Origin of the sequence: Streptomyces corynorhini (genome assembly GCF_003346515.1) — a bacterium.
In the GTDB taxonomy this organism is placed as follows: domain Bacteria; phylum Actinomycetota; class Actinomycetes; order Streptomycetales; family Streptomycetaceae; genus Streptomyces; species Streptomyces corynorhini.
The window spans coordinates 16518-33758 of record NZ_QQNA01000029.1 but is presented as its reverse complement, the minus strand read 5'-3'; the positions used below and the strand labels follow the sequence as shown (position 1 = coordinate 33758).

The 17241-nt window shown below is 68.8% G+C and carries 12 protein-coding genes; 4 read left to right on the top strand and 8 right to left on the bottom strand.

The features are described from left to right. Positions 1-17 precede the first annotated feature (17 nt). The 8 genes from DVH02_RS04975 to DVH02_RS04940 form a co-directional block, all read right to left on the bottom strand. Complete coding sequence (locus tag DVH02_RS04975; RefSeq protein WP_114622446.1) at positions 18-1655, bottom strand: peptide ABC transporter substrate-binding protein; 1638 nt, start codon at positions 1653-1655, stop codon at positions 18-20. Between the two features lie 214 nt (positions 1656-1869). Next, the gene (locus DVH02_RS04970; RefSeq protein WP_114622445.1) at positions 1870-3018 is read right to left on the bottom strand and encodes an ABC transporter ATP-binding protein; all 1149 of its coding nucleotides are present in this window, start codon (positions 3016-3018) and stop codon (positions 1870-1872) included. Further along, a complete protein-coding gene (locus tag DVH02_RS04965) occupies positions 3011-4069 on the bottom strand; it encodes an ABC transporter ATP-binding protein (protein WP_114622444.1) in 1059 nt (352 codons plus the stop codon). The genes DVH02_RS04970 and DVH02_RS04965 overlap by 8 nt, the downstream gene beginning before the upstream one ends. A gap of 11 nt (positions 4070-4080) precedes the next feature. Continuing rightward, positions 4081-5043, bottom strand: coding sequence for an ABC transporter permease (locus DVH02_RS04960; RefSeq protein ID WP_114622443.1), 963 nt, complete (start codon positions 5041-5043; stop codon positions 4081-4083). After that, positions 5036-5965 (bottom strand): ABC transporter permease, encoded by a 930-nt coding sequence (locus tag DVH02_RS04955; RefSeq protein ID WP_114622442.1) that lies wholly within the window; start codon positions 5963-5965, stop codon positions 5036-5038. The genes DVH02_RS04960 and DVH02_RS04955 overlap by 8 nt, the downstream gene beginning before the upstream one ends. Before the next feature lie 129 nt (positions 5966-6094). Further along, positions 6095-7714, bottom strand: a complete 1620-nt coding sequence (locus DVH02_RS04950; RefSeq protein WP_114622441.1) for a peptide ABC transporter substrate-binding protein — start codon at positions 7712-7714, stop codon at positions 6095-6097. 476 nt (positions 7715-8190) lie between these two features. Next, positions 8191-10065, bottom strand: a complete 1875-nt coding sequence (typA, locus tag DVH02_RS04945) for a translational GTPase TypA (protein ID WP_114622440.1) — start codon at positions 10063-10065, stop codon at positions 8191-8193. Positions 10066-10407: 342 nt separating this feature from the next. Next, entirely contained in the window at positions 10408-12861 is a 2454-nt protein-coding gene (locus DVH02_RS04940; protein ID WP_114622439.1) for an ABC transporter family substrate-binding protein, read from the bottom strand. A gap of 319 nt (positions 12862-13180) precedes the next feature. Between DVH02_RS04940 and DVH02_RS04935 the strand changes: the two genes are divergently transcribed. The 4 genes from DVH02_RS04935 (at position 13181) to DVH02_RS04920 (ending at position 17216) form a co-directional block, all read left to right on the top strand. Next, entirely contained in the window at positions 13181-13432 is a 252-nt protein-coding gene (locus DVH02_RS04935; RefSeq protein ID WP_114622438.1) for a hypothetical protein, read from the top strand. 95 nt (positions 13433-13527) lie between these two features. Continuing rightward, the gene (locus DVH02_RS04930) at positions 13528-14370 is read left to right on the top strand and encodes a hypothetical protein (RefSeq protein ID WP_114622437.1); all 843 of its coding nucleotides are present in this window, start codon (positions 13528-13530) and stop codon (positions 14368-14370) included. 114 nt (positions 14371-14484) lie between these two features. Then, positions 14485-16434: a fumarate reductase/succinate dehydrogenase flavoprotein subunit gene (locus DVH02_RS04925; RefSeq protein WP_114622436.1), complete on the top strand. Its 1950-nt coding sequence runs from the start codon at positions 14485-14487 to the stop codon at positions 16432-16434. After that, on the top strand, positions 16431-17216 hold the full coding sequence (locus DVH02_RS04920) for a succinate dehydrogenase/fumarate reductase iron-sulfur subunit (protein WP_114622435.1): 786 nt from the start codon (positions 16431-16433) through the stop codon (positions 17214-17216). Before DVH02_RS04925 ends, DVH02_RS04920 begins: the two co-directional genes overlap by 4 nt. Positions 17217-17241: the final 25 nt, after the last annotated feature.

The following is a 17241-nucleotide window of genomic DNA, read 5'->3' as shown; positions in this document are numbered from 1 at the left end:
CCTGGGGTGCGCGGGCCTCAGCTGACCTTGATCTCGTTGTAGACGGGGACGCTGAACGGGTTCAGCTCGACGTGGCTGACCCGGTCGGAGTAGCCGGCGCTGCCGTTCTGGTACCAGAGCGGGATGGCCGCCATCTGGTCCCGGACGACCTCCTCGGCCTGCTGGAACTTGCTGATCGCCGTCTTGGTGTCGGTGTCGGCGTTGGCCTCGTCGACCAGCTTGTCGAAGCGGGGGTCGCTCCACTTGCCGTCGTTGGAAGAGGCGTTGGTGTAGTAGAGCGGCTGGAGGAAGTTCTGGATGAGCGGGTAGTCCATCTGCCAGCCCGCCCGGAAGGGGCCGGTGAGCTTCTTCTGGCCGATCTGGTTGCGGAAGTCGGCGAAGGTGCCCACGGGGCTGCCCACGCACGCCTTGTCGTTGCCGATCGTGTTGTTGATGCTGTTGCAGACGGCGTCGACCCACTCCTTGTGGGAGCCGGTGTCGGCGTTGTACGTGATCTTGAGCCGGCCGCCGGGGATGCCGCCGCCCTCGCTGATCAGCTTCTTCGCGGCGGCCGGGTCGTATGCGCACGCCTTGCCGCAGAGCCCCGCCCGGTAGCCGCCGCTCGCGCCGAGGACCGGGGAGGTCCAGTCGGTGGCGGGGGTGCGGGTCTTCTGGAAGATGGTCTCGGTGATCTGCTTGCGGTTGATCGCCATGGAGAGCCCGGTGCGGACCTTGGCGGCCTGCGGGGTGTTCCACGCCTTGTCGTAGTACGGGAAGGCGAGCGTCTGGATGATTCCGGCCGGGGTGTTGATGTAACGGCCGTTCAGGTCGGCCTTGGCGTTCTTCAGCTGGGCGGCGGGAACGTCGTCGACGAGGTCGAGGTTGCCCGCGACCAGATCCGTGTACGCGGTGTTGTTGTCGGTGTAGACCTTCAGGTCGACGCCGCCGTTGACGGCCTTGTCGGGCCCGGGGTAAGCCTTCCAGGTGCGCAGCGACATCTGCGAGCCCTTGGCGTAGCTCCGGACGGTGTACGGGCCGTTGCCGACGGGCTTGGCGAGCCAGGCCGCGTGCTGGTCGAAGAATGCCCGGGGCAGTGGCGCGAAGGCCGCGTATCCGAGGGTGTCGGGCCAGGTGGAGAAGCGCTGCGACAGCTTGACGGTGAAGGTCCGGGGGCCGGTGACCCGGAGCCCGGAGAGCGTCTGCGCGGTGGGCTGTCCTGAGTCCGGGTGGACCTTGTCGTAGCCGTCGATGTACTGGAAGAAGTAGGCGTTCTTCTGGTTGTTCTTCAGGTTGGCGCCGTAGTTCCACGCGTCCACGAAGGACTTCGCGGTGACCTTCTCGCCGTCGCTGAAGGTCCAGCCCTGCTTGACGGTGACGGTGAAGTGGGTCGAGTCCTTGGTGTCGATCTTCTCGGCGAGCGCGTCCTCGGCCTTGCCGGTCTTCGGGTTGTACCGCTTCAGCCCCCGGAAGATCATGTCGAGGACCTTGCCGCCCTGGACCTCGTTGGTGTTGGCGGGCTCCAGCGGGTTCTGCGGATCGCCCCACGACGAACGCACCACACCATCGGCACCTCCACCCCCGCTGCCGCCGCCGCTGCCCCCGCCACCGCAGCCGGTGGCCGCCAGGGCGACGGCCACCGCGCATGCGGCCCACTTGGCGTGCGTAGCTCCACGCATGAAGTGCCTCCTCGAAGTGCATGTGGCTCTGTCTCAACATGCATTCGATCGACAAGGTCCGCGCGTTCAGCCCAGCGGTACGACCATAAGTTCACTCATATGCAGCCGTCGGGCGGCCACCCGACCGGCGGGTCCTGGCGCGGCGGCACAGCGAAACGGGCGGTGCCGGGACCCGGGGTCCCGACACCGCCCGCTCGCCCGGCCGACGCGGTGGTCACGCCGCGTGGACGACGTCCTTCTCCTCGGCGAAGTGGCACGCCGACTCGTGCGCGGCCTGGCTGTCGGAGCCTTTGAAGCGCTCGGGAATCGCCAGCAGCGGCACGTCCGTGGCGCACCGGTCCTGCGCTTTCCAGCACCGGGTGCGGAAGCGGCAGCCGGACGGCGGATTGGCCGGTGAGGGGACGTCGCCGCTGAGGATGATCCGCTCGCGGCCTTCGCGGGCGTCCGGGTCGGGCACGGGGACCGCCGACAGCAGTGCCTGTGTGTAGGGGTGCGTCGGGTGGTCGTAGATCTGGGTGTCCGTACCGATCTCGGCCATCTTGCCCAGGTACATCACGCCGACCCGGTCGGAGATGTGCCGGACGATCGACAGGTCGTGCGCGATGAAGATGTACGAGAGGTTGAACTCGTCCTGGAGCTTCTCCATCAGGTTGATCACCTGGGCCTGGACGGAGACGTCCAGGGCGGAGACCGGCTCGTCGCAGATGATGATCTCGGGGTTGAGCGCGAGGCCGCGGGCGATGCCGATGCGCTGGCGCTGGCCGCCGGAGAACTGGTGCGGGTAGCGGTTGATGTACTCCGGGTTGAGGCCGACGACGTCCAGCAGCTCCTGGACCTTGCGCCGCCGCTCGCCCTTGGGCGCCGAGTCCGGGTGGATGTCGAAGGTCTCGCCGATGATGTCACCGACGGTCATCCGGGGGTTGAGCGAGGTGTACGGGTCCTGGAACACCATCTGGATGTTGCGGCGCACCGCCTTCAGCGCGCGCCCGGACAGCTTGGTGATGTCCTGGCCCTTGAAGAAGACCTCGCCGGCCGTCGCCGTCTCCAGCATCATCAGCAGCTTGGCGACCGTGGACTTGCCACAGCCGGACTCGCCGACGATACCGAGGGTCTCGCCCTGGTAGAGGTCGAACGAGATCCCGTCCACGGCCTTGACCGCGCCCACCTGCCTCTTGAAGAGGATTCCCTGGGTGAGCGGGAAGTGCTTGACGAGGTTGCGGACCTGGAGGATCGGCTCGCCCCGCTCGACCGGCGCCTCGATCGCGGCGACGGAGGCGGATTCGCTGCCCGCGTCGACCACGTCGACCTCGGTGACGTTGGGGGTGGCGTCCACGGCCTCGCCACTCTTCCTCGGCTCAGCCATGAATCGTCTCCTTCCAGAAGTGGCACGCGCTGCCGCGGCCCGGCAGCGCGGCGCCGTCCGCCTCGGTGACCTGGTGCAGCACCGGGGTGTCCGTACGGCAGACGTCCTGGGCCACCGGGCAGCGCGGGTTGAAGGCGCAGCCGGACGGGATGCGGGTGAGGTTGGGCGGCAGGCCCTTGATCGCGTACAGCTCCTGGCCCTTCTGGTCCAGGCGCGGGATCGAGTCGAGCAGCCCCCGGGTGTACGGGTGCGAGGGGCGCTTGTACAGCTCGCGGACGGGTGCGGTCTCGACGATCCGGCCCGCGTACATCACGGCGATCTTGTCCGCGACGTCGGCGACGACGCCGAGGTCGTGGGTGATCAGGATGAGCCCCATGTTGTACTCGCGCTGCAGCTCCGCGAGCAGGTCCATGACCTGGGCCTGGACCGTCACGTCGAGCGCGGTGGTCGGCTCGTCGGCGATGATCAGGTCGGGCTCCAGGGCCAGCGCCATGGCGATCATGATGCGCTGGCGCATCCCGCCGGAGAACTGGTGCGGGTAGTCGTTGACCCGCTCCTTCGCCGCCGGAATGCGCACCCGCTCCATCAGTTCGATGGACTTGGCCTTGGCGCCCTTCTTGGAGAGGCCCTGGTGGACCCGGAACATCTCGCCGAGCTGGTAGCCGACGGAGAGCACGGGGTTGAGCGAGGAGAGCGCGTCCTGGAAGATCATGGCGATCTTCTGGCCGCGGATGAGCCGGCGCTCCTCCTTGCCCATCTTGAGCATGTCCTGCCCGCGGAAGAGGATCTCTCCCTGCGGGATACGGCCGGGCGGCATGTCCAGGATGCCCATGATCGCCTGGGCGGTCACGGACTTGCCGGAGCCGGACTCGCCGAGCACGGCGAGCGTCTCCCCGGCGGCGACGCTGTAGTTGACGCCGTTGACCGCCTTGGCCACGCCGTCCCGGGTGTGGAACTCCACGTGCAGGTCGCGGACTTCGAGCAGCGTGCCGCCGTTCTCGTTCGCGCCGTGCGGCGAGGGGGCGTCCGCCGTGATGTCGGTGATGGTCATGTGAGCCTCCCTCAGCGCAGTTTGGGGTCGAGGGCGTTGCGTACCGCATCGCCGAGCATGATGAACGCGAGCACGGTGATCGACACCATGATGGACGGGATGATCAGCACGAACGCGGCGTTGCGCAGCTGTTCCTGGCCGGAGGAGATGTCGACACCCCACGAGACCGCCGGTTCGGCGAGGCCGATGCCCAGGAAGGACAGGGTGGCCTCGGAGCCGATGTAACCGCCGAGCGAGATGGTCGCGACGACGATCACCGGGGCGATCGCGTTGGGCAGGATGTGGCGGAGCAGGATACGGCTGGTCGAGGCGCCCAGCGCCTTGGCCGCCATCACGTAGTCGGCCTGCTTGATGGTCAGCACCGAACCGCGGGCGACACGGGCGATCTGCGTCCAGCCGAGGAAGGCCAGCGCGAGGATCACGACCCAGACCGAGCGCTCCTCGAAGGAGGTCAGGACGACCATCGCGCCCAGGGTGAAGGGGACGGCGAAGAAGATGTCCGTGACCCGGGAGAGCAGCGTGTCGATCAGGCCGCCGAAGTAGCCGGCGATCATGCCGGTGGCGGTGCCGATCACCGTGACGAGCGCGGTGACGACGAGGGCGACGAGGATCGAGTTGCGGGCGCCGTGGATGACGCGCGCGTAGATCGAGCGCCCCTGGACGTCGTAGCCGAACCAGTCCTCCTTGAAGACATGGCTCCAGTTCGGCTTCTGGAGGTAGTGGTTGGCGAGGTCCGCGTAGCGCGGGTCGGCGCCGGTGAACAGCTGCGGGAAGGCCGCCATCACCACCAGGATCGTGATGAGGATGGCGGAGGCCACGAAGAGCGGGTTGCGCCGCAGGTCGTGCCAGGCGTCGGACCAGAGGCTGCGGGCCTTCTCCGGCTTCGTGCTCGCCGCCATGGTGGCGGCGGTCGGGCCGGGCACCGCGGCGGTGCCGTCCTTGGTGGTCTCGGTGTCCTTGAGTGTCTCAGGCATAACGGATCCTCGGGTCCAGGACCGCGTACAGCAGGTCGACGAGAAGGCTGGCGACGAGATAGACGACCACGATCAGGGTGACGATGCCGACGACCGTGGCACCCTCGCGCTGCTTGAGCGCGCCGAACACGCTCCAGCCGACGCCCTTGACGTTGAAGATGCCCTCGGTCACGACCGCGCCGCCCATGAGGGCGCCGATGTCGGTGCCGAGGTAGGTCACCACAGGGATCATGGAGTTGCGCAGCAGGTGGACGCCGATGATGCGGCGGCGCGGCAGCCCCTTGGCGGTCGCGGTGCGCATGTAGTCGGCGCGCAGGTTCTCCGCGATCGAGGTGCGGGTCAGCCGGGCGACATAGGCCAGGGAGAGCGAGCCGAGTACGACGGCCGGCAGGAACAGTTCGTTCCAGTTGGCCTCGCCGCTCACGTTCGGCTGCACCCAGCCGAGCTGGAAGGCGAAGAAGTACTGGCCGAGGAAGCCCAGTACGAAGGACGGGACCGAGATCAGCAGGAGCGTCACCATGAGCAGGACGCGGTCCCGGGCCGAGTCGGCCTTCATTCCCGCGAAGATACCCATGGAGATGCCGACGACCGTCGTGAAGGCGAACGCGAAGAACGTCAGCCGGGCCGTGATCGGGAACGCGTCGGCGATGATGTCGGCGACGGGCTGACCGCTGGCGATCTGGGTGCCGAAGTCGCCGTGCAGCAGGCCGGTCAGATAGTTCCAGTACTGGTGCCAGAGCGGCAGGTCGAGACCGAGGTCCTTCTTCATCGCCGCGATCTGTGCCGGGTCCACCGCCTGCTCCCCCGCGAGCGCGCGGACAGGGTCACCGGGCAACGCGTACATCATGCAGAAGACCAGCAGGGTTGCCCCGATGAAGACCGGGATCATCTGGAGCAGTCGCCTCGCGACATATCGCCCCATGTGTGCCTCCGATTGAACTACAGAGCCCGAGGCCGCTTCCCCGGTACGGAAGGGAAGCGGCCCCGGGGTCTACCGCCCCGTCGGGGGCGGCTGATGACCGAGTGGGGGGGGGGAGGGCCCGGGGGCCCGCTACTTGACCGTGACGTCGGTGAGGACGTAGTCACCGTGGAAGTCGATGGCCACGTTGTCGACGGCCTTCGAGTAGCCGCCGTTGGTCTTGTACTCCCACAGCGGGATCGACGGCATCTTCTCCAGGAGGACCTTCTCGGCCTCCTGGTACGCCTTGATCGAGTCATCCAGCGACGTGGCGTTGTCGCCCTTCTTGAAGTCGGCGTCGACCTCCTTGTCGGAGAAGAAGCCGGTGTTGGCCTCGGCGCCGGTGGCGAACAGCTCCTTCATGAAGTTGACGTTCACCGGGTAGTCGGCGACCCATCCGCCGCGGTACATCGACTTGACCTGCTTGGCGTCACGCGCCTCCAGGTCGGTCTGGAAGTCCGGCTTGGCGTCCGGGACGCAGTCCACCCCGGTGGCGTTGCGGATGGACTCGCAGACCGCGGTCACCCACTCCTTGTGGCCACCGTCGGCGTTGTACTGGATCCAGATCTTGTTGCCGGGCACGCCGCCGTTGTCGGCGACGAGCTTCTTCGCCTTCGCGGGGTCGAACGTGAAGACGTCCGTGTTCAGGTTCTGGTGGCCCGCGACGCCCGGCGGGGTGAAGCTGGTGGCCGGGTTACGGGTGCCGTTGAGGACCTTCTCGGTGATCGTCTTGCGGTCGATCCCCATCGACAGGCCCTGGATGACCTTGGGGTTGATGCCCTTGAACGTCTTCGAGTAGAAGACCGGCACGATGCTCTGGATGCCGGCCCACGGCTCGTCGATCACCCGGTCGCCGAGGTCCTGCTTGTACTTCGGCAGGTCCTTCGGGCCGACCTGCTTGACCAGGTCCAGGTTGCCGGAGAGCAGGTCCTGGTACGCGGCCTCGACGGTCGCGTAGTTCTTGAAAAGGATGCCCTTGTTCTTGGCCTTGTCCGGACCCGTGTAGTCAGGGTTGGCCTTGACCTGGATGAGCTTCTTGTGGTCCCACTTCTGGAAGATGTAGGGACCGTTGCCGACCGGGGCCTGGCCGAACGCCTTGGGGTCCTTGTAGAAGACCTCGGGCAGCGGGGCGAAGGTGTAGTAGCCGAGCTTGTACTCGAAGTACGGGACCGGCGCGGTGAGGTCGATGGTGAAGGTGTTGTCGTCGACGACCTTCAGACCCTTCATCGTCTCGGCCTTCGCGGCGCCCTTGTCCGGGTGCACCTCGGAGTAGCCGTCGATGTCGGAGAACCAGAAGGAGTTCTGCATCTTGTTGTCGACGTTGGAGTACCAGTTCCACGCCTTGACGTAGGTCTCGGCGGTGACCGGGGTCCCGTCGTGGAACTTCCAGCCCGGCTTGAGCTTGACCGTCCAGGTCTTGGAGTCCTTGGTCGTCACCGACTCCGCGTTCGTGTAGACGATGCCGCCGTCCTTGTCGAAGGTCAGCAGCTGGGTGAAGAGCGACCGGATGACGTTGGCGCCCACCGACTCGTTCGTGTCGGCCGGGATCAGCGGCTTCTGCGGCTCTCCGTTGTCCATGGAGATGTAGCCCGCGGGCTTACCCTTCTCCTTCGAAGCCGAGTCGTCGCTGTCGCTCCCGCCGCCACAGGCTGTGGCCGAAAGGGCCACAACGATCGCGCCGACTACCCACTTGGCGCTCTTGCCACCACGCATGGGTTCCTCCTCATGAGTCCACTAGTCACAACAAGAAGGGCACATCTACGCGCGCAGACACCCCTGTCGGCGCGCGATCCAATGCCCTGAGTGTGCTCGTGAGTCCGGCGCGCCCCACAGCGCATGACCCATTGACCCGAGCTCAATGGCCAACTATTAAGTACGACCGGGCCGTAAACCACACTTAAAGTGTCTCGTTTTGGCAACATGACACGCCGCCCCCGCCCGAAATACGGACAAAGCGAGCGCAGACAGACACCCGCGAAACGGACCGTTAACACATGTTCCGGAGACTCGTGTTCGAAATCCGGACACATGGCGGAGAAAAATCGGTTGCGCGGAGTCATTGACTTCGACCGAAAGACGCTCCGGCCATCCCGCGCCGCCCTCGCGAAAGGCCCGGCCCGCTCCTCCCCCGGCGCGTACGGGGAGGAGCGGGCCGGGCCGTGGTCCCTCGGCGCGGCGGCGCCGGAGGGTCAGCCGTGCTTGGCGCGGGAGGCGGCGCGGCCGCGGAGCTTCTGGTCGAGGACGACCTTGCGGATACGGACGGTCGCCGGGGTCACCTCGATGCACTCGTCGTCGCGGCAGAACTCCAGGGACTGCTCCAGCGACAGCTTCCTGGCCGGCACCACGTTCTCCGTGGTGTCGGCGGAGGCCGCGCGCATGTTGGTGAGCTTCTTCTCCTTGGTGATGTTCACGTCCATGTCGTCGGCGCGCGAGTTCTCGCCGACGATCATGCCCTCGTAGACCTCGGTGCCTGCCTCGGTGAAGATGACACCGCGCTCCTGCAGGTTGACCATGGCGAACGGCGTGACCGAGCCCGACCGGTCCGCGACGAGCGAGCCGTTGTGGCGGGTGCGCAGCTCGCCGAACCACGGCTCGTGGCCCTCGAAGATGGAGTGCGCGATGCCGGTGCCGCGGGTCTGGGTCAGGAACTCCGTACGGAAACCGATCAGGCCGCGTGACGGGACGATCCACTCCATGCGGATCCAGCCCGAGCCGTGGTTGGTCATCGTCTCCATGCGGCCCTTGCGGGTCGCCATCAGCTGGGTGATGGCGCCGAGGTGCTCCTCGGGCGAGTCGATGGTCATGCGCTCGATCGGCTCGTGCGTCTTGCCGTCGACCTGCTTGGTGACGACCTCCGGCTTGCCGACGGTCAGCTCGAAGCCCTCGCGGCGCATCTGCTCGACCAGGATGGCCAGCGCCAGCTCACCGCGGCCCTGCACCTCCCAGGCGTCGGGGCGCTCGGTGTCCAGGACGCGCAGCGAGACGTTACCGATCAGCTCACGGTCGAGCCGGTCCTTGACCTGGCGGGCGGTGACCTTGTGGCCCTTGCCGCCCTTGCCGACCAGCGGCGAGGTGTTGGTGCCGATGGTCATCGAGATCGCCGGCTCGTCGACAGTGATCAGCGGCAGCGCGATCGGGTTCTCCGGGTCGGCCAGGGTCTCGCCGATCATGATGTCCGGGATACCGGCGATGGCGCAGATGTCGCCGGGGCCGGCCTTCTCGGCCGGCTTGCGGGTGAGCGCCTCGGTCATCAGCAGCTCGGTGATCCGGACGTTGGACTTGGTGCCGTCACGCTTGATCCAGGTGACGGTCTGCCCCTTCTTCAGCTCGCCCTGCTCGACGCGGCAGAGCGCGATACGGCCGAGGAAGTTGTCGGCGTCCAGGTTGGTGACATGGGCCTGGAGCGGCGCGTCCTGGTCGAACTCCGGAGCCGGGACATGGCTCAGGATCGTGTTGAAGAACGGCTCCAGGTTCTCGCTGTCCGCCGGGACCGTGCCGTCCTCCGGCTTGGTCAGCGAGGCGATGCCGTCCCGGGCGCAGGCGTAGACGATCGGGAACTCGATCTGCTCCTCGGTCGCGTCCAGGTCCAGGAAGAGGTCGTACGTCTCGTCGACGACCTCGGCGATCCGGGAGTCGGGGCGGTCGGTCTTGTTGATGCAGAGGATGACCGGCATCTTCGCCTGGAGCGCCTTGCGGAGCACGAAGCGGGTCTGCGGAAGCGGGCCTTCCGAGGCGTCCACCAGCAGCACGACCGCGTCCACCATCGACAGGCCGCGTTCGACCTCGCCACCGAAGTCGGCGTGGCCGGGGGTGTCGATGATGTTGATCGTGATCGGGTCGCCACCGGTCTTGGGGTGGTACTTCACGGCCGTGTTCTTGGCCAGGATCGTGATGCCCTTCTCACGCTCCAGGTCGTTCGAGTCCATCATCCGGTCGTCGAGGTGCTCAGCGGCGTGCGCGGCGAAGGCGCCGGCCTGCTTCAGCATGGCGTCGACCAGAGTGGTCTTGCCATGGTCGACGTGGGCGACGATGGCGACGTTACGGATGTCGTGGCGCGTGGGCATGCTGGCTGGCGCTTCTCTCGATCGTGGGTGCGGCGTTGTTTTCCTCGTACGCCCGCCGGGCGGAGCGGCCACGGCTCGTCCCATCGTACGGGGCTGAGGCGTCGGGGGCTTCCCGGCCCGATCGGAGAGGCACGCGTCACGCGGTGCGGGGCGGTGACGGGTGGGTGGGGTGGTGGGGTGGAGACGCCCGGGTCGTGGACAGATACGAGCTTGCCCGCCGGACGGGCCGGCGGGCAAGTCGCTTGATGGGTTTTTGAGCTTGCGAAGCGCGGTTGACCTGCCTTTTCCTCTCCGGTTACGGATCCGTCCGCGAAGCCTTCGCTTCCTCTTCGCCCGTTCTTCTCACTTCTTCTCCGGCTCCCGCAGGTCCGGGCCGGAGGCGCCGGCCTTCCGGTAGCCGATGTCCTGGTAGCGCGGTGTCTCGAAGCCGAAGGCTCCCGCGTTCCGCAGCGCCGGCCTGGTCGCCACCAGCTGCGGGCGCTGGTAGAGGGGGATGGAGCCCGCGGCGGCCCAGATCCGGGCGTCGGCCTGCCTGACCAGGTCGCGGGCCTTGCCCTCGTCCAGCTCGGAGGCCGCGTGCTCGAAGAGCTGGTCGATGTGGTTCGTACCGACCCGCGTGTAGTTCTGCTCCACCAGCAGCGATCCGTCACTGGCGGGCACGGGCTTGGCGTAGATCGGCCGTCCGTCGGTGGCCGGGTAGGCGGTGGCGGGCCAGGAGTAGAGGGCCAGGTCGTAGTCGCCCGAGGCGATGTGGTCCTTGAAGTAGCTGTCGTCGGCGACCTTGGTGACATCCGTACGGATACCGATGCGCTGCAGCATCCGCGAGATGCGCTCGCCGACGGCGCGCAGCGACTCGCCGCCCTCCCCGGCGGGCAGGACGAAGCGGAGGGTGAGCGGTTTGCCGTCCTTGCCGAGCGGGCCGCCCTGCGCGACGGCGTTTGGGGCGCCGGAGGCCGGGGCCGCGGTGCCGCGCGGGGCGTAGGCGCCCGCCATGCCGCCGGGCTTCTTGTCGTGGCTGTCCTGGGCGGCGTTCACCGTCTGGCCGCGGGACTCGGAGTCGTCGGCGCGGGCCGCCTGGTACAGCAGCGCCATGCCCTGGACAGCGGCGGTACGGGCGGGGGAGATGACGTGGGTGGCGGACTCGGGGCGCGGTCCCGCCTGGCGGGGCTTGTCGTCGCCGACGATGTACGTGCCCTCGTCGGACGCGGCGTCGGAGAGGGCGGCGGAGGCCGGGCGGGATCCCGAGTCGGGACCCGAGGCGGAGCCGGATCCGGAAGCGGAGGCTCCGCTCTTGTCCTGCGACTTCTCGTCCTTCTTGCCGTCCGCCGTCTCCGCCGCGGACTCCCCCTTCTTCTCCCCGGCCTTCGTGCCCTCCCCCGCGCTGCCGGCCTTGGTCCCGTCGCCCGCCTTCTTCTTCTCCCCGCCGCCGGGCGTCCAGCCCGCGTCCGCCAGCAGCGCCTGCGCCTCCTGCGTGTCCTGCTTGCCGAGCGCCCGGCTGCTGTCCGCGTACGCCTGCTGCCCGAGCAGCGCCAGATGGCTCCCCGGGGGCTTGGACGGCAGCCCCAGCGGTCCCAGCACGGTGTCGGCCAGCTCCTGGCGGTCCAGCGCGCGGGCCACGGCACGCCGTACCCGCTCATCGGCGAGCGGGCCCGACTCGCCGTTCAGGGCGAGCTGCGTGGAGGCGGGCTCCAGCGACTTGCGTACCGCGAAGCGGGCCAGCCCCTTCTGCTCCCCGGCGTACTTCTCGACGGCCTCGGCCTTCCGGGCCCTGACCTCCTGGGCCTCTTCGGCCTTCTCGTCGTCGGAGCCGTTGGCCTCGGCCCAGGAGCGGAGGGCCGAGGCCGGGGTGATCTCGGCGCCGGGGCCGTGCGTGAGCGGCCGCGAACCGCCCGACCCCTTGTCCTTGTGGGCCAGGGCGATACGTTTCGCCGCCCCGCTGTCGATATCCGCGATGTCGACCTTGCCCTCGGCGAGCGCCGCCGCGCGCTTGCCCCTGGCGACCGCCCTGAGCACGATCGAGTCGAGCTTGGCGGGCTCGCCCCACCAGCGGGGGTTGCGGACGAGCGCCGTCTCCTTGGCCTTCCGGTCCACCGTCTTGACCTGGAAGGGGCCGGCCGAGATCTTCAGGGCCTTGCGCGCCCCGTCGTTGAAGGCGTTCGGCGTCCCCGTCACGTCCTTGGGGTACAGGGGGCTGAAGAGGGACTTCCAGTCCGCGTACGGCTTGTTGAAGGTGACCCGGACCTCCAGGTTGTTCGCGCCGCGCTCGATCTTCTCGATCCGCTCGTACCCGGCGTTGCGCGCCGTCCAGTACGCGGAGTCCTTGCCGCGCAGCGCGCGCCACTGGGCGACGAAGTCCGGCGCGCCGATCTCGCGGCCGTCGCTCCAGACCGCCTTCTGGTTGAGCTTGTAGAGCACGACCTGCTTGGGCTCGCGCTCGACGATCTTCGCCGACTCCAGGTAGTCGGGGTTGGCCTGGGGCCGGCCTCTGCGGTCGAGCGTGAAGAGGGACGGCAGTACGGCTTCGGCGACCCGGCCGGTCGTGGCGTCCGCGTCGGCCTGGAACGCGTTGAGGGTGGCGGGCACGGAGTCGACCGCCCAGTGCACGGTGCCCCCCTGCTCGACCCACTTCCGCGCGGCGGGCGCGACATCGGGCGTCGCGGTGCCCTTGGGGCCTTCGTCGTCCTTGCCCGAGGTGCACGCGGACAGGACGGGCAGGGCGAGGACACCGGTGGTGAGGAGCGCGACGGAGCGGAGCGTTCGGGAGCATGTCCTCCCGCGCGGGCCGACGTGGGACATGGCTGTTACCTCTTCGTCCTGTTTGTGGAATTTAGAGATGATCACACCTATTGCCCACTCACTGAAGGTGACCGCACGCGAGCCGTGCCGCAGACACGGCGGTACGGCGCCGAACGCCACCCGTGCGGCTCAACGACGGCGCTCACGCCGGGCGCGCGCGGGGCGCCGGGCGCCCCTCGGGTCACCCGTACCTCCCGACGCGGCCTTCACAAGGCCGGTGTGACGCGCGACACTCACTGGCAGCAGAGAGCGCCCGGGAAATGACTCTGGGAATCCCCCGTAAGCCACCGTCGACCGATCGTGGAAATGAGGGCAACTCATGTCCCTGCAGGACGAAATGACAGCGGTCAGGCGTCGCCTGGACGATCTGGTCCGCACAGTCGAGCGGCTGGAGCGCGACCTCCCCGGCGCCGCCGGGAGCGAGCCGCCGGGCGCCGGGAGCGAGCCGCGCTCCGGTGCCCCCGCTCACGCGCAGGAGCTGGTCACCATCCCCGACACGCCGTACGACTCCACGCTGTGGACGGACTCGGACGACGAGGGCCTGGGCGTGCGCGACCGGCGCGCGCCGTAGGGCCCGTCCGGCGGACAGCCCCGGGCGCCCACCGCGCCGCGCCGCGCAGCACCGCAAGGGACCGCAACGGACCGCTACGGACCGAGGAGACGTCTTTGGCCACCGGAACCGAACCCCCACCGGCCCGCACGACCCGGCCGTCCGGTGGCACAGGTGTACACGGCGCCTCGCGCGCCGCCATCGCGGCACGCCACCTGCGGACCGACCGCTGGTGGCTGGCGCCCGCCGGGACCGCCGCCGGACTGCTCGCCTTCGTCGTCTACTCGACCTGGCGGGCCTTCTCCGGCAGCCACTACTACGCGGCCCCCTACGTCTCGCCGTTCTACTCGCCGTGTCTGGCGGAGAGCTGCGTGCCGATGCGGCACGGCCCCAACTGGGAGCTGTTCGGCGGCTGGTGGGGGCTGTCCCCCGCGCTGCTGATCCTGGTCTTCCCGCTGGGGTTCCGGCTGACCTGCTACTACTACCGCAAGGCGTACTACCGGGGCTTCTGGGCCTCGCCGCCCGCCTGCGCCGTCGCCGAGCCGCACGCGAAGTACACCGGCGAGACCCGCTTCCCGCTGATCCTCCAGAACGTCCACCGGTACTTCTTCTACGCGGCGCTGCTGGTCGCCTGCGTCCTGACGTACGACACGGTGCTGACCTTCCGGAACGCGGAGTACGCCTGGGGCCACGCGGGGCTCGGCTCGCTGATCTTCCTCGTCAACATCGTCCTCATCTGGGCGTACACAGTCTCCTGCCACTCCTGTCGGCACATCGTGGGCGGCCGACTGCGGCACTTCTCGAAACATCCGGTGCGCTACCGGCTGTGGAGCTGGGCCGGGCGGCTGAACGGCCGCCATATGCAGCTGGCCTGGGCCTCGCTGCTCTCCGTCGCCGCCTGCGACTTCTACGTCTATCTGCTCGCCACCGGGGCGTTCGCCGATCCGCGCCTGTTCTGACCCGGCCCGGCGACCCGTACCCCGTATCCGACCCGTACCCCCACGATCCGTACCTCCACGATCCGTACCCCATCCGATCCGCGCCGCTTCCGACCACCGGGGAGAGCATCCGACATGACGCAACTCGAACGCCGGCCCTGGGACGTCGTGGTGGTGGGCGCGGGAGGCGCCGGGCTGCGGGCCGCCGTCGAGGCCCGCGAGCGGGGCGCCCGTACGGCCGTCATCTGCAAGTCCCTCTTCGGCAAGGCCCATACGGTGATGGCCGAGGGCGGCATCGCCGCCTCCATGGGCAACGTGCACTCCGGCGACGACTGGCAGACCCACTTCCGCGACACCCTGCGCGGCGGAAAGTTCTTCAACCAGTGGCGGATGGCGGAGCTGCTGGCGCACGAGGCGCCCGACCGGGTCTGGGAGCTGGAGACCTGGGGCGCGCTCTTCGACCGCACCCCCGACGGCCGGATCTCCCAGCGCAACTTCGGCGGACACGAGTACCCCCGCCTCGCGCACGTCGGGGACCGCACCGGCCTGGAGCTGATCCGTACGCTCCAGCAGAAGATCGTCTCGCTCCAGCAGGAGGACTTCCGGGAGTACGGCGACCACGAGGCGCGGCTCAAGATCTACCAGGAGTGCACCGTCACCCGGCTGCTGAAGGACGGCGACCGCATCTCGGGGGCCTTCTGCTACGAGCGGGAGTCCGGCCGCTTCTTCGTCCTGGAAGCACCGGCCGTGGTGCTCGCCACCGGGGGCATCGGCAAGTCCTTCAAGGTGACGTCGAACTCCTGGGAGTACACGGGCGACGGGCACGCGCTGGCGCTGCTCGCGGGCGCGCCGCTGCTGAACATGGAGTTCGTGCAGTTCCACCCGACCGGGATGGCCTGGCCGCCCTCGGTCAAGGGCATCCTCGTCACCGAGTCCGTGCGCGGGGACGGCGGGGTGCTGCTCAACGCCGAGGGCCGACGGTTCATGTTCGACTACATCCCCGATGTCTTCAAGGAGAAGTACGCGGAGTCCGAGGAGGAGGGCGACCGCTGGTACGAGGACCCCGACCGCAACCGCAGGCCGCCAGAACTGCTCCCGCGCGACGAGGTGGCCCGCGCCATCAACTCCGAGGTGAAGGCGGGCCGGGGCTCCCCGCACGGCGGGGTCTTCCTCGACGTCTCGAAGCGGATGCCCGCCGAGGTGATCCGGCGGCGGCTGCCGTCGATGTACCACCAGTTCAAGGAGTTGGCGGACGTCGACATCACGGCGGAGGCGATGGAGGTCGGCCCGACCTGCCACTACGTGATGGGCGGTGTCGCCGTCGACTCGGACAGCGCCGCCGCGCCGGGGGTCGCGGGGCTGTACGCGGCGGGCGAGGTGGCGGGCGGTATGCACGGCTCCAACCGGCTGGGCGGGAACTCCCTCTCCGACCTGCTGGTCTTCGGGCGGCGGGCCGGGCTGCACGCGGCGGCGTACGCGGCCGGTCTGGCCGAGCGCCCGGTCCCGGACGAGGGCCAGATCGACGCGGCGGCGGCCGAGGCGCTGCGGCCGTTCGGCGCGGAGGAACGCGCGTCGGCCGACTCAGGACCCGGCACGGGACCCGGCACAGGACCCGGCACCGCGCGGCCGGGTCCTGAGAACCCGTACAGCGTCCATCAGGACCTGCAGCGCACGATGAACGACCTGGTCGGCATCATCAGGACCGGGGCCGAGATGGTCCAGGCGCTGGAGAAGCTGGCCGAGCTGCGGCTGCGGGCCGCGCGCGCCGGGGTCGAGGGACACCGGCAGTTCAACCCCGGCTGGCACCTCGCCCTCGACCTGCGGAACATGCTGCTGGTCAGCGAGTGCGTGGCGCGCGCGGCCCTGGAGCGCACGGAGAGCCGCGGCGGCCACACCAGGGAGGACCATCCCGCGATGGCCGCGGACTGGCGCCGGATCAATCTGTACTGCGGGCTCAGGGACAGTCCGGGCGGCCGGATCGCGCTGACCCGGCGGACCGCCGAACCCATCCGTCCGGACCTGCTCGCCCTGTTCGACAAGGCGGAGCTGGTCAAGTACCTCGCCGAAGAGGAGCTTCAGCATTGAACGCGAGCGCTTCCCCCTCCTACGAGGCGACGTTCCGGATCTGGCGGGGCGACGCGGACGGCGGAGAGCTGACGGACTACGGCGTCGAGGTGAACGACGGCGAGGTCGTGCTCGACGTCATCCACCGGATCCAGGCGACCCAGGCGGCGGATCTGGCGGTGCGCTGGAACTGCAAGGCGGGCAAGTGCGGTTCGTGCAGCGCGGAGGTCAACGGACGGCCCCGGCTGATGTGCATGACCCGGATGTCCGTCTTCTCCCGTGAGGAGACCGTCACCGTCACCCCGCTGCGCGCCTTCCCGGTGATCCGCGATCTGGTGACGGACGTGTCCTTCAACTACGCGAAGGCGCGCGAGGTCCCGTCCTTCGTCCCGCCGCCGGGGGTGGCGGCGGGTGAGTACCGGATGCGGCAGATCGATGTGGAGCGCTCGCAGGAGTTCCGCAAGTGCATCGAGTGCTTCCTGTGCCAGGACACCTGCCATGTGGTGCGGGACCACGAGGAGAACAAGACGGCGTTCGCCGGTCCGCGCTTCCTGATGCGGGTGGCCGAGCTGGACATGCACCCGCTGGACGCGGCCGGGGAGTCGGGAATCGACCGCGCGAGGGCCGCGCAGGACGAGCACGGGCTCGGCTACTGCAACATCACCAAGTGCTGCACGGAGGTCTGCCCCGAGCACATCAGGATCACGGACAACGCGCTGATCCCGCTCAAGGAGCGGGCGGTGGACCGCAAGTACGACCCGCTGGTGTGGCTGGGCAGCAAAATCGGGCGGCGGCGCGGCTGACACCCCAGGGGGTCCGCCCGTCCCC